The organism is Microcoleus sp. BR0-C5, from assembly GCF_036705045.1.
Taxonomy (GTDB): domain Bacteria; phylum Cyanobacteriota; class Cyanobacteriia; order Cyanobacteriales; family Microcoleaceae; genus Microcoleus.
The window spans coordinates 1-13889 of the sequence record NZ_JAUBTR010000033.1; the positions used below are offsets into that span (position 1 = coordinate 1).

A 13889-nucleotide genomic window follows, 5' to 3' on the forward strand; every position below is an offset into this window, starting at 1 on the left:
GTCCTTTTTGGACGGGCGGGACGCCCATCCCACAATAACAATTAAAATTGTAAGTTATTTAATTCGCGATCCTTAGTAGATGGCGGTGAACTTTCTCCCCAGCACGACTCGCCACAGTCAGCTATTAGATTTAAGTTTCTTGCTAATCGCTAGAATCTACACCGAAAAAAACGAATATTTTAACTCTCTGAGTTGTGTTCCGTCATCCATTTTTGGTAAGTATCCTCAAGTTGCTTGTCTTCGAGAACGAGTTCTAGGCGGACTTTGACGCAACCGTGACGGGGTTGAGAGGCGATCGAATTTAATATCTTGCTAGCTTTCTGCACAGAGGTAAATTCAGCCTTAACTGTCGGTTCTTGGCGATCGCTCTTAATCTCCGTCAAATCTATACCGGTGATGTTTCCCTCGCCTAAATCTATTTCGGCCAACACCTTCGGATCATCGCCGACTTGTTCGACAATCAGCTTTTCCCACTGGATAGGTACTTGTACCATCCGAGTTTCAATTTCTTTACGTACTATGACTTCGCCGATTTTGCGCTTGCTGCGATTGATCACCAATCGTTCTTCTAGCAGGCGAATTACTTCTTGATCGACAATATCGAAGTTTTCCTCATCCTGAGCAGTCTCCCAATTTGCATCAGTGCGATCGGCATCTGTTAGATTTGACATAGCTGTTGAGGGATTTGTTAACTCACTGTTGCTGAATTCACTATGCGCTTCTGAGGCATTTTCTAAATACTGACTCCCCGCATTTGCCGAAACTCCCGGCAGCAGTTCGACTTGAGCTGAATTAATACTTACAAACAGGGCTTTTTGGTGATAATCGACTTTTTTTAGCAGCTTAATACTTAATAAAAAAATGCGGGTATTTTCGCTGCCTAGCCCGGCAACCACAAAGTTTAACTGACCGTTATCATCAAAATAGACATCTTTAACTTTGCCGACCAAGTGACCTTGGTTGTCTTTGACGGTAAAACTTTTTAGCTTAGTTCTGACTTTTTCAGGCACCCGGTTGAGACGGGTTATTGATTTGGCAGTTGCTATTTTTTCTGCTGATGCTTGACCGTTCATTTTTTAAACTTTCCTGCTTAGGGATTTTTATTATGAATTGGTAAGGGGAAATTGGTAAAGGCGGGGAAAGTGCATAAACCTTGCCAAAACTAGACAAGTTTTGTACCCCACCCGCCCCTCACATAGGAATTGCGCGCTACCAATCCAATCAAACCTGCGCGGTGACAGAATTATGTCATTAAAACGCAATTCCTATGCAATAGCTGTTGCGGTTGGTTTAGATCTTTGGATTTTTATTATCTACAACCGCAGTTCCATCAGTCTTAACGTCTAATTCTTCACGACGCAAGGTTTCTTCGCCCTCAACCGTGGTGCGAACAACTTCTTTTCTGACGTTGACTTCTTCCCGGACGAAAGCTTCCTTGTGAATGTCGGCCGTTTCTTCGTAGACTTCCATGCGTGCAACTTCCCCTGATTGGAAGTCAGCCTCACCGACTGAAACGACTCTACCCGCTTCTACCGGGGTTACTCGATCGATTACAACTCGTTCTTTTTCAATGGGTACTGAAGCTCGCGCTGTTTCAGTTTCCACGCGCTTGCCAACTGCTACTTCGCCTGTTTTTGCGCGGTGTTTGTTGGCAATCAAGCGTTCTTCATAAAGCTTGAGATTTTGGTGCTGCTGTTCGTTGGTTTCGTAGAGGGGGCGGTCGATATCGTAGCTGTAGTTGCTGCGATCGTAGCTAGCAGGAGTTGCACTGCTTGCAGCGGCAGTTTCTTGATTGCGGTAAACGCCTCTTACCTGTTCTTCGCGATCATAATCTACTGCTTCTAATTCATTGTAAGCCGGCAATTGTTCTGCTTGAGCTTTGCTGCGAAGGCCTGTTGCGTAGACCCGATGGGATCCGTAGTCGAAGCGAGCCGAACCGATTGGCAACAATACTTTTTTGCCAAAAATCCAAATACCGGTATCAATTACCAGATAGCGGAAACGACCTGTGTCATCAACCAAAGCGTCATAAACCGTCCCTACTTTTTCATCAGAGTCGCCAGCATAAACATCAAATCCCTTGATGTCGTCTCCAGCAAAGATTTCTTCCTGATAATTAGGATAAAAGTCTGCTAATTTTTGAAGTGCCATGTGTTTTTTCCTCTTTAGCTCTACTTAAATTAATAGTAGAAATTAATTCGCTAACTTCCCTCTCCCTAAAGTCAGAAGTGTATAATTTAGGTTGTTTAATACTATAGGAATACTACGGCATCTCTTCTTCTGTGCTAGCGCGCTCAGCTATATTAAAGATTGTAAAACTTTACAATCGTCAACCTTATAAACAAGTATTAACTACCAGCCGGGAAGTCCCGGGCGTATATTTAGAGGGGATTAATCAGAGCGCTCGGCCCCGTACCCCGTTGGGAATTACGCCCGCGTGATGAAAGGCTCGTCGGGTTTCGGTACCGAAACCGACAATTATTCTTTTATACCCCAAGATGCTCGGGAAATACTCTGATACTATATTAGCAAGTGGGGGTGGAACTACCTCACTATAAAAAGCATGAGAAAAAAAAGGAAAAAGAAGCCTGCGGTCTAACTGTACTCAGTTGACCGTCAGGTTTGTTCACAACTCAAAGCCAACCGTAGGGACACGGCATTGCTGTGTCCTACTCCTCCTCCTGGAGACTCCTTTGTGCTGTGCATACTGTTAATAATTGTTAACTAGGTGGTTAAAAATCAACATTATAGAGTGATACAAAAAAATCCCAGCCCCTCATCTTGCAGGAGAGGGGCTTCGGGAAAGTTAGAAATTTTCAGTTCAGAGTTGATTGAATTGAGTTCTGATAGCTTCTATCCGACTGCGGTTAACTCCCAAATCCGACTGTCCCAGACGCGAAGCCGATCGCACGTGGATGACTTTTGCTGCATCATCTACCAAAAATTCAACGTCATCAACAAACCCCATCAAAGCACTGGTGAACTCGGCATAGAGGTAATTATCAGTTGCCGTGATTATTTTAGTTTTTCCATAGGACTCGATCGCCCCTTTGAGCTTTACCATCGCTTCACTTTGGGACGAAGTGTATGCCAAAGGCTCAATTTTGTGTTCGGCATCTTGACTGAAGCTGCTGACGCAGTTGGGGGAACTCGGGCACGCTGCGAGTTTTCCTGACTGAATCCCGATATTGGCAGGTCTGGTTCCAGCAAACATTGTTTTTTCTCCGGGTATAGCGATAAAAGTAGCGATCGACAGTATCGCTACTGCTAGCAGTGATATTAAAATAACTAGGACTCTTTTCAACGCTGTCGGCGATTTTGTTTCAACTGTTTGCAAAGGATTAGCCCTCCAGAAAGTGCAAGTTGGATATAATACCAAATCCGGCTTAAATACCCCCTTTATTTCTTAGTCTGCGTGGGCGAAGCCTGCGCGTCAGCGCTTAGGCAGACTTCGTTTGTATAGTAGCGGTTTCAACCGCCAAATCATAAAGGGGATGGCAAACCCAGATTTGGTTTCCTTTTCATATTAATTGAAATTTACCTCTAAAATTTAAAAATATTTCTTTTGTTCTTCAATTAACCAGTAAGTCAGCATTCTTCCTTTACCTTTAATCGGGATATGACCCCGTTCTTCCAAAACAAACTGCTCTTTCAAACGCTCGTAAGTTGCCGCCGTCACTTGAATTTTACCTGGCAATCCATTCGACTCCATGCGTGAAGCAACATTAACAGTATCCCCCCACAAATCATAGCTAAATTTACTAATCCCAATAATTCCAGCCACCACCGAACCGCTGTGAATTCCGAGCCTCAATTGAAAATTTTCTCCTATTTTGGCATTAAACCTCCTCAAAGCTGCCTGCATCTCCAAAGCCAAAAGTGCGATCGCCTCAGAATGATCCTCCCGTGGCGTCGGCAAACCCCCAACCACCATGTAAGCATCCCCAATCGTCTTAATCTTTTCCAACCCGTGCAATTCAGACAGCCTATCGAACTCCGAGAAAATCCCGTTCAAAATTTCTACCAACTGCGTCGGACTTTTGTGAGCAGAAAACTCTGTAAAACCAACCAAATCAGCAAACAAGACGCTCACCTCATCAAAATGCTCCGCTATCAACTTGTGCTCTTTTTGCAAGCGATCCGCAATAGGTTTCGGTAAAATATTCCGCAGCAATTTCTCTGTTTGCTCTTGCTGCAATTTCAGTGCTGCCTCAGCTTGTTTGCGCTGAATCAACGAACCGAGTTGCGTAGCAACCGCGCTCACTAATTCCAACAAGCGCGGCTGACATTTCAGAACTTTTTTGCGATAAAAAATCAAAATAGCTAACACTTGATTGTCCGCCAAAATTGGCACTCCAAAAGCCGCTTTCAATCCCACAGCGGCCGCAATTTCCGACCGTAAAAAAACTTGTTCCGGTGCAGTAGAAACATCCTCGATCCATTCAGACTGCTGCGACTGCCAAATCCTCCCCTGGAGTCCCACACCGTCCGCAAAAGTTAACTGCCAACTTGTCTGTCGGAATTGGGCAAAACTGGAGTCGCTGACGTACCTGCCTGTCGCGCTTTTTAAAACGCCCTCACTGCAAGGAATCCAAGCTTCGCCCAGATTCCATTCAATAGTTTTGCAAATTAAACCTAAAATCACATCTATAGCAGACTCAAAATCCTCAGATTTGCTAATAGCTTGAGTTGCCTGCAGCAGCAATCTCGTTTCCATTTCCACCTGGCGGCGCTCAGCTATTTCCTGGTGCAACTGGACGTTTTGATCGGTCAATTTTTGATTTTTTTCTTGCAATTGTATTTGCAATGAACGCACAGTAAGTTGATTGCTCACTCGCGCTAATACTTCTTTCACCTGAAAAGGTTTGGTGATATAATCCGCTCCGCCAACTTCAAAAGCTTTCGCTTTATTTATTCCTTCTTCTAGCGCGCTGAGAAAAATGATAGGAATTTCCCTAAATTGCGCTTGCGATTTTAATTTTTTACATAGTTGGTAGCCGTCAATATCCGGCATCATAATATCGAGTAAAATCAAATCTGGTGCGCTCGATTGAATAGCATCTAAAGCCGAAAAGCCATTAGTAACTGGTCGAACTTTATAGCCATTCTTTTGTAATATTCTAATCAACAAACGCAGATTATCTGGCGTATCGTCAACTACTAAAATATCCGCTTGATAGTTTTCAGTTTTTTCCGCCTTCATCTGCATTATCTGAGTCCTCCGCCTCGGCAATTAAATTGAGAATTTTCTGGTAATCAAAATTATCGAGATGACCCTGGAGGATTTCCGCCAATTCAGGATGATGCTCCCTTATTTCGTCGATTGTCCTGACAATTAAGTCAAAATCAGCACTGCGGATTACCTGCTTCATATTGTCTATCCATTCTGCGGGAAGTGTAGGTAAATAAGCAAGCGCAGCATTAGGGATCGAGCCAGATAAATTATTTCGATCGCCTATTGAGATAAAGTCCGTTGAGTTAGAGTACAGATACTTCACCCCCAAATGTTTGGTGAGGGTATCAAATATATCTGTTTTGCGGAAAGGTTTGCTAATAAAATCGTCGCAGCCGACCAATAAAGCAAACGCTTGCCTTCCTTCAATTGTACTAGCTGTCAAAGCAATAATCTTTGGAATCGGGGAGTCGGGATGGGAAATATTCATTTCCCCCTTTCCTTGCTTCTCTTGCTCTCTCTGCTTGATTTTAGCCTTAATTTGTTTAGTAGCTTCGTAGCCGTCCATTACTGGCATTCGCACATCCATCAAAATTAAGTGCGGATGCCAATTTTCCCACATTTCTATTGCTTCCTGGCCGTTGGTGGCTTGTTCCACCCCGAAACCTAAAGGAGAAAGCATTTTGACTAAAAGTTGGCGGTTGTCTTCGCGATCGTCCACAATTAAAATCCGGTAGCACGGTTGATTGGGTTCCAACCCAGTAACTTCGCGGTTAAGTTGCGGAGCGGGAAGCTCAGCAGCATAAACCGCACCGACTGGAATTTCAAATTTAAAAGTGGTGCCGAGTTCCAGTTGACTTTCTACGACAATTTCTCCTCCCATCAGGCGGACAAATTGACGGCTGATATTCAATCCTAAACCCGTGCCTTTCTGAATTTTTTGACCAGAAGCTGTTTGCACAAAGGCCTTAAAAATATTGCCCAATTCTTCCGAAGCAATGCCCACTCCTGTATCTTCAATTTCAAAGAGAAGGAAAAAACCTGGCACAGTTAAATCCTCAGCCTCATCCCTCCATTCAACGGTTGCATAATTACTGCTACTTCTCGAAAAATCCCGAATACTTCTGGTCGTATCAAAGCAAGCTGTGGGACTATCCAATAAATCCAGAAATCCCGATTTTTCTAACTTTATAACTCTTAAGATGATTTCGCCTGTTTGCGTAAACTTAATCGCATTACTCAGAAGATTAATCAGCACTTGCCGCAGTTTAATGTCATCGGTTCGCACGTACTGAGGAACGTCAGCATCGCGCTGGAAACGCAACTGCAATTCTTGATTCTCTACCCGCAGTTGAAACATATCTTGCAAATCGTCAAGCAAGCGGTAGAGGTCGAAATTTTTCGAGTCGAGCGTCATCCGCCCCGCTTCGATTTTTGACAAGTCTAAGACTTCATTGATCAAGGTAAGCAAGTGTTCGCCACTACGGCGAATAATTCTCATATTTTCTCGGTTTTCGACAGTAAGATTCGGGCTGGGTTCCATGATTTGCGCGAACCCGAGTATGGAATTGAGAGGGGTGCGTAACTCGTGGCTCATATTGGCCAGAAACGTGCTTTTAGCTTTGTTTGCTGCTTGAGCAGCTAATGCGGCTTGTTGCAGTTGTTCTGTGCGTTCGTCAATTTGGGCTTCTAAGGTGTGGTGGTAATCTGCTAGTATTTTTTCGGCTTGTTTGCGATCGCTAATATCTTGAAAAGCTGCGATCGCATAAACAATATTTCCGCTAGCGTCAAAAATCGGCGTGGTATTGATCTCGATCGCAATTCTTTTGCCATCTTGACGGATTTCTACATCATCAACCTTGACAAATTCTCCTTTCAGTGCACGCAAAATTGGCAGATTATCCGGCGGGTAAAGCTCATCAGTATTGGCAACATAAAGTTGATAAGTAGCAGCTAATTGTTCCGCAGTGCTTTCCGGGATAATGTCTGCACCCAGCAAATCTCGCGCTGTCTGGTTGAAATAGGCGATCGAGCCATCGGGATGATAAACAGATACCCCCACTGGCAAAGCTTCTAAAAATTGTCTCAGGCGGCTTTCACTCGCAGACAGGGCCTCATTTACTAGCTTTAACTCCTCGTTTACTTCTTGGCGCTTATGGATTTCATCTGTTAGCTTTTGGTCTTGCAAATAACTGTGAACTGCTTCTACTACCGTTAATTTTAAGTCTTCATTTTGCCAAGGTTTAGGGATATAACGGTACAATTTAGCATACTTGATAGCATTGCTCAGGGCTTCCAAATCAGCTTGCCCCGTTAGCATAATGGTCAGCGTCTCCGGCGAGCTTTCGTGAATTTTTCTGAGCAGTTCATCCCCTTTAATATCCGGCATGATATAATCGGAAAGCACCAAAGCAATCTCGTATTCATCTGCCTGCAAATCGGCCAGCAACTCTAAAGCATCAGCCCCCCCTTCCGCGGTTTCAATTATACACTGATCGCCGATCGCCTTTTTCAGTTCAATCTTTAAACTGTTCAAAACGTCAGGTTCATCATCAATACAAACAATCACAGGTTTTTTCATAAATTAGCCAGCCCAGATTTTATAGTCTCTATTAAGTCTTTGCTTTGCCAGGGTTTGTACAAACAACAGTATAAATCTGCTTCTTCTACTGCCCGCTGAACTGCCGCTGCATCCGCTTGACCCGTCAACATCACCTTAATAATTTTAGGATATTTTTGGTGAACTTTAATTAAAAGTTCGTCACCTTTAATTCCCGGCATCAGCCAATCAGAAACAACTACAATCACTTGAGCTTCTTCTTGAAAATCCTCAAGTACATCTAAAGCTTCATCACCACTTTCAGCTAATTCATAAAAGTAATCATTTTTAAATTCATTTTTTAGCTGCATCTTGAGAGTATTCAAGATATCTGGTTCATCGTCAACGCAAAGAATTACATGCTTATTCATCTTTTCCTCTCTGCTTGAATTTTAGTAGGTTTACCGACATGGCGTGCTTTTACGTTATTGATTTCAGGCAAGGATGCAGGATATCTGTTCCCTATCTTATTTTAATAGGACTTCGGAAGATCAACCCAGTTTCTCCCAATAAATCTTGTACTTGTCAGCGAGACAGCGACGAGTGTCAATCGATTTTAGATTTTAGATTTTAGATTAAAGAATTGAAGCATTGACCCCACGGATAAATTCGGGCGTTTGTTTATCGGATACAGGTTTTTTATTTCTGGACGGATGAATCCGGGGGCTTGCATCCTGGATGCTTTCCGTCAGAGGGAATCAGCCTCCTGCAGGTAAGTTTTGTTTAATAAATTGGCAGCGAGACTGTAAAAGTTGTCTGCCCCGGTACAGAATCTACAGCAATTGTGCCTTGGTGTTTTTCCACAATTTTTCTCACAATATCCAATCCCAAACCGCTACCTTCGCCCGCAGATTTAGTCGTAAAAAAGGGCTGAAAAATTTTGGGAATAACTTCTGAGGGAATACCTTTACCGTTATCAGTAAACTTGAGGAAAATATTTGCCTCTTGCTGCCGAGTTTCAATTGTCAAAATACCTTTATAATCCATTGCTTGCAGGGCATTATGAACGAGATTCGTCCAAACTTGATTTAAATCATCGGGATAGCACATAATTTGGGGTAAATCTCCATAATTTTTCACTACTTCTATACCGTGTTTCAGTTGATTTTGATAAAGGGTTAACACCGTTTCAATGCCATCGTGCAAGTTCGCCTGAACTTTTTCTGGTTTGCTATCAAAGTGAGCGTAGGTTTTTAAGGCAAATACTACTTTTCCCGACTTCGCGGTTGCTCTTTGGATCAGGCTAATACTTTTTTTAAAGCTCGCAAACTGGTAAGCACTATTTAAAACTACTTCCCAATCCGGCGATTTAAAAAGCGGCAAGAACTCTTCTATTTTTTCGTAGATTTCCATGTCAACTAAAGTATCCGCAATTTCGTCGGATTTGTCAACCGATTCGGCTATCAAATCCGCCGCCAACTGCTGTTTAAATTTGCGTTTCTCCCTGCTTGTGAATAAAACTTCTTGATGGGTTGCTCTGTAGAGTAAAGCTAAAAAATAAGCTTTGCTTTCGTCAGAAAGTTGTTGATAAATTTCCGGAAAATTTTCTAAAAACTCGTCGGAAAAATTAGCTATATTATTAATAGACGAACCTATAATGCCCAGGGGGGTATTGATTTCGTGGGCAAGGCCGGCAATCAGTTGTCCCAGGGCTGCCATTTTTTCCGATTGAATCAAATGCTCTTGGGTAGCTTGCAGTTGGTGAAGCGCCGTTGCTAAATCTTGATTTTTCTCTTGCAAAGTTTGTTGCAGTGAACAAATTTTTAAATGAGTTTCTATCCGGGCTAAAACTTCTTCAACCTGAAACGGTTTAGTAATAAAGTCAACTCCGCCAACTGCAAAAGCTTTAACTTTATCCAGCACGTCATTGATCGCACTAATAAAAATAACAGGAATGTCTTTGGTTATTTCAGAAGCTTTGAGTTGCTGGCAAACTTGATAGCCGTCCATTTCAGGCATCATAATATCCAGCAGCACTAGATCCGGGGGGATTTTTTGAGCAGCAGACAATGCTAGCTTGCCATTGGGTACCGGGCGAACTTGATAGCCTTTTTCGCTCAAAATTCCTGTCAGCAGCCGCAGGTTTTCTGGGGTATCGTCCACTACTAAAATATTAGCTCGATTGGTTTTAGGTAAAGTTGAAGTCATCGGGTATTTACTGTTTCTCGCTGAACTCGATTATGTTCAAAATTCTGTCATATTCAAAATTATTAATGCAATCTTGAAGCTTGCCCGCAAGAGAGGGATTGACAGTGCCGATTTGTGCGATCGAAGTCGCGATAGCCTCCATGTCCACACTCAAAATACTTTGCTTGAATTGGGCCATCCAGTCTGGAGAAAGAGAGGCGAAAGCCTCCGGTGTCAGCACATCCTGACTTGACTCCCCTAAACCTGCCACACTGACTGCTGTTGGATCTTCATAAATATAGCGTACTCCTAAATGTTTTCCCATTGCCACAAAGATATCCTCCTCTCGGAACGGTTTCCGCATAAAATCATCGCAACCCGCCGAAAGAATCACCGCCCGTTCTTCCTCCAAAACGCTAGCAGTTAGGGCCACAATCGCCGTTGCTTGCCCGCCAGTTGTAGTTTTAATCTGTTTCGTTGCGTCATAGCCGTCCATGACAGGCATTCTCATGTCCATCCAAATCAGATGCGGTTCCCACTCCATAAAAATATCAACCGCTTCTTTACCGTTATTCGCTTCTCTCAACTCAAATCCGAGTGGACTGAGAAGTTTTACTAACAGTTGGCGGTTCAAAGGTTTGTCGTCCACAATTAGCAAGCGATAACTCGGCTGATTCGGTTCGAGGGCAACAACTCGGCGTTGAGTTTTTTTGCTTTCAATATCACTAGCTTCAACCAGATGAACTTGGATGTCAAACTCAAATACTGCACCCTTTCCGATCTCGCTGCTAACAGTAATTTCACCTCCCATTAATTGCACGAACTGGCGGCTAATAGCTAAACCTAAACCCGTTCCTTCCTGAGAATCTTTACCTGTTTTTGTCTGCACGAATGCTTCAAACAACTGATGGATTTCCTCAGCAGCAATGCCTGCACCAGTATCTTGAACTTCAAAATGCAGCCAGTAGTAACCGGGCAATTGGTCAGTGCTGTTTTTATGTATATTCCGCCTTCCTCCTTTGACTTTCATCGATACTCCCCCTTCTGAAGTAAATTTAATTGCATTATTGAGCAAATTAATTAACACTTGCCGCAGTTTAACTTCATCAGTACAAATGTAATGGGGAACTTCTGCGTTTCGGTCGAAGATTAATTGCAAACCTTTTTGCTCAGCTTTGAGAGCAAACATATCTTCTAAATCGTCGATTAGTTGGTACAAATCGAAGCTTTTTTCATTAATAGTCGTGCGTCCTGCTTCGATTTTTGACAAGTCTAAAACTTGGTTAATTAAAGCCAGTAAATGTTCGCCACTCCGCAGAATAATTGCCACATCTTCGTGATTTTCAGGAGACAGAGTTTTACTGCGGATCATGACTTGAGCAAAGCCGATGACCGCGTTCAGGGGCGATCGCAATTCGTGGCTCATATTGGCGAGAAAGGTACTCTTCGCTTTGTTTGCTGCTTCGGCTGCTTCTTTCGCCTGCTGCAGTTTGATTTCCGCTTGTTTGGTATCAGTAATGTCTTTAATAAAACCTTCGTAGTAAAGTAGATTTCCTGCTTCATCGCAGGCAGCGCGACAATTTTCCGAAATCCAGATTATGCTGCCATCTTTGCGGTAAATTTCCGATTCAAAGTTTGATAGTATCCCGTACTCATTCATCAAGGCTGCAAATTCGTCGCGGCGGTTGGGTTTCACGTAAAGCTGGTTATGGAAATTAGGCTGTGCTGCTATTAATTCTGCAGGCGATTCGTAACCGTAAATGTTAGCTAAAGCGGGGTTAGCGCTGATATATTTCCCGTCAATAGCAGTTTGAAAAATTCCATTCAAAGCATTTTCATAAATGTTGCGGTACTTTTCTTCTGCTTCCCGGAGGGCAGTTTCTGCTTTTTGGCGCTCGGTAATATCGCTAGAAATCGACAAAAAACAAGCTTCTCCCTCAATATCGATGGTTTCTATCGACAGCAGTGCCGTTCTTTCTGTACCATTTTTATTGCGAAACCTCAGCTCATAATTGTGAAGAGCAGTCTTATTTTTTAACATTTTAATCATGCGATCGCGCTCTCCCAAACTCGCCCAAAAATTTAGCTCTACCGCTGTTTTTCCAATAATTTCTTCGTGACTGTACCCCATCATCCGACAAAAGCTCTCATTGGCTTCTATGTGGCGACCATCGCTGATTCTAGTCAGGGTAATTGCATTAGGACTTAAACGGAAAGCTTTAGAAAACTTTTCTTTTGCCTTGGCAAGATCGGCGGTACGTTCTGCAACTTGCACTGCTAAATTGTCGTTGTATTCCTTTAATAATTTCTCCGCTAGTTTGCGTTCTGTAATATCTTGAAAAGCGCACATCCCGTATATAATATTTCCTTGAGCGTCATAAATAGGAGTTCCCCAAACTTGCAGGGGAACAGTTTTGTCAGTCGAGGAGATTTCAATGTCATCAACAGTTACACTTTTACCCTGCAAAGCATTTAAAATTGGGTCGCGTTCCGCCGGGTAAATTTCCTGAGTACCCGCTAAATAAACTCGGTAGGATTGACGTAAACTTTCGGAATCGGCTGGGACAATTCCTTGAGATAAAAGTTGCTCTCCGGTAGGATTAATGTAGTAAGGTTGACCGTTGGAATCGGCAATAAAAATCCCTAGCGGTACTGCATTAAAAAATTGTTGGACTCGGTTTTCGCTTTCCGACAGAGAAGTAAATGAATGCTGCAATTGCTCGGCCATACTGTTAAAAGCAGTGGCAAGTTCTCCGAGTTCATCTTCGCGATTCAGAGTGAGCTTTGTATCCCATTCATTCCGTGCCAAAGCTTTCGCCGCCGCATTCAATCTTAAAATCGGCTGAACTACCCATTTAGCAGTAATAATCCCCAGAATTGTCGCCCCCATCAATGCTGCAAGCGACAGTAAAAAAGTCGTGCGCGTGTTGAGGTTAATTTGCTCCATAAAGTCAGACTCTGGTACAACTACTACAATCAGCCAATCCAACCCTCGATCGTCTTTAAAAGGAGCTACCTGAATAAAATTTCGCTGGCCATCAATATCAAAATTAAGTTGTTGAGAATTATTAATTTTAGTTAAGCTCTCGTAGGATTTATCTAAATGTTGTGCAGTTTGACGAATTACCGGATTCTCGCTTTCTGAAGCTTTAATGCGCCTTGTTTCTTTACCTTCCACCACGAATTCTTGACTCGCCGTTGAAGTAGCAATTAACATCCCCGATCGCTCCATGACAAAAGTTTGTCCTGATTTGCCAATTTTGAGGCTAACCAGAAATTCTTTGATTCGGGAAAAGAGCAAATCGCTGCCAGCTACTCCTAACAATTGGCCAGCGTCGTCGTAGATAGGCAAAGCAGCAGTAATTGCCAGTTCCTTCGTCAAAAAATCTGTATAAATTGGAGTCCAAATAGGTTTTTTTGCCGCAGCGGCAGCTATGTACCAAGGGCGAGTTCGCGGGTCGTAAATATTGGGTGAAATTTGCACTAATTGAACGCGGTTTCCCTGAGAGTCCGCAGTATAGCGAGCTAATTTATTGTCAGTAGAGATGTCAGCAGCCGATATTAAAATCCCATTTTTAGTGCGGATTGCTCCAGAGTGTTCTCCATTTTCTTTGCCTGTGTAAATGATGCTGATAGAATCAAAATATTGAATTTGTTCGAGGAAATGATGTTCTAGTTTTTGCTTTTCTTCTAGGTTCAACTGCCCCAGTTTTATGCCTTGAACGTTCAGGTGATTGACAATGTGGGGAATTGACATATAATTTTCCATGCGGTCTTTGATGCGATCGCTAATTTCTCCCCGCAACTGAGCGGCAACATCGTTGACTGCCCGCTGACCGTTTTGGAAAGATAGCCAACCTACAACTCCTACCGTGCCGACAATTTGCACTAAAAAAGGAACCACTAGCACGGTTTGTAATGGAGCTTTGCCGATAAATTTTGTAGCCAAACGATTGATGGGTTTAGGAAACATATTCATCTTAAGAGGAA

At 43.0% G+C, this 13889-nt stretch carries 8 protein-coding genes; all 8 read right to left on the reverse strand.

All coding sequences use genetic code 11. The features are described from left to right. Positions 1–179 precede the first annotated feature (179 nt). Entirely contained in the window at positions 180–1073 is an 894-nt protein-coding gene (locus QUB08_RS17135) for a DUF2382 domain-containing protein (protein WP_333225833.1), read from the reverse strand. 217 nt (positions 1074–1290) lie between these two features. Then, positions 1291–2151, reverse strand: a complete 861-nt coding sequence (locus QUB08_RS17140; RefSeq protein WP_333225834.1) for a DUF2382 domain-containing protein — start codon at positions 2149–2151, stop codon at positions 1291–1293. Between the two features lie 670 nt (positions 2152–2821). Next, a complete protein-coding gene (locus QUB08_RS17145) occupies positions 2822–3337 on the reverse strand; it encodes a DUF1499 domain-containing protein (protein ID WP_333225835.1) in 516 nt (171 codons plus the stop codon). 213 nt (positions 3338–3550) lie between these two features. Beyond that, positions 3551–5209, reverse strand: coding sequence for an adenylate/guanylate cyclase domain-containing protein (locus tag QUB08_RS17150; RefSeq protein ID WP_333225836.1), 1659 nt, complete (start codon positions 5207–5209; stop codon positions 3551–3553). Beyond that, positions 5184–7754 carry a response regulator gene (locus tag QUB08_RS17155; RefSeq protein WP_333225837.1) on the reverse strand — a complete coding sequence of 857 codons (2571 nt, stop codon included), beginning with the start codon at positions 7752–7754 and terminating at the stop codon, positions 5184–5186. The genes QUB08_RS17150 and QUB08_RS17155 overlap by 26 nt, the downstream gene beginning before the upstream one ends. After that, positions 7751–8143: a response regulator gene (locus QUB08_RS17160; RefSeq protein WP_333225838.1), complete on the reverse strand. Its 393-nt coding sequence runs from the start codon at positions 8141–8143 to the stop codon at positions 7751–7753. Before QUB08_RS17160 ends, QUB08_RS17155 begins: the two co-directional genes overlap by 4 nt. A gap of 352 nt (positions 8144–8495) precedes the next feature. Then, positions 8496–9920: a response regulator gene (locus QUB08_RS17165; protein WP_333225839.1), complete on the reverse strand. Its 1425-nt coding sequence runs from the start codon at positions 9918–9920 to the stop codon at positions 8496–8498. Positions 9921–9927: 7 nt separating this feature from the next. Next, complete coding sequence (locus QUB08_RS17170; RefSeq protein ID WP_333225840.1) at positions 9928–13872, reverse strand: PAS domain S-box protein; 3945 nt, start codon at positions 13870–13872, stop codon at positions 9928–9930. Positions 13873–13889: the final 17 nt, after the last annotated feature.

Excerpts from the sequence above, each read along its gene's own strand:
- QUB08_RS17165 (WP_333225839.1), bottom strand. The coding sequence starts at position 9,920 with ATGACTTCAACTTTACCTAAAACCAATCGAGCTAATATTTTAGTAGTG.
- QUB08_RS17135 (WP_333225833.1), bottom strand. The coding sequence starts at position 1,073 with ATGAACGGTCAAGCATCAGCAGAAAAAATAGCAACTGCCAAATCAATA.
- QUB08_RS17140 (WP_333225834.1), bottom strand. The coding sequence starts at position 2,151 with ATGGCACTTCAAAAATTAGCAGACTTTTATCCTAATTATCAGGAAGAA.
- QUB08_RS17160 (WP_333225838.1), bottom strand. The coding sequence starts at position 8,143 with ATGAATAAGCATGTAATTCTTTGCGTTGACGATGAACCAGATATCTTG.
- QUB08_RS17170 (WP_333225840.1), bottom strand. The coding sequence starts at position 13,872 with ATGTTTCCTAAACCCATCAATCGTTTGGCTACAAAATTTATCGGCAAA.
- QUB08_RS17150 (WP_333225836.1), bottom strand. The coding sequence starts at position 5,209 with ATGCAGATGAAGGCGGAAAAAACTGAAAACTATCAAGCGGATATTTTA.
- QUB08_RS17155 (WP_333225837.1), bottom strand. The coding sequence starts at position 7,754 with ATGAAAAAACCTGTGATTGTTTGTATTGATGATGAACCTGACGTTTTG.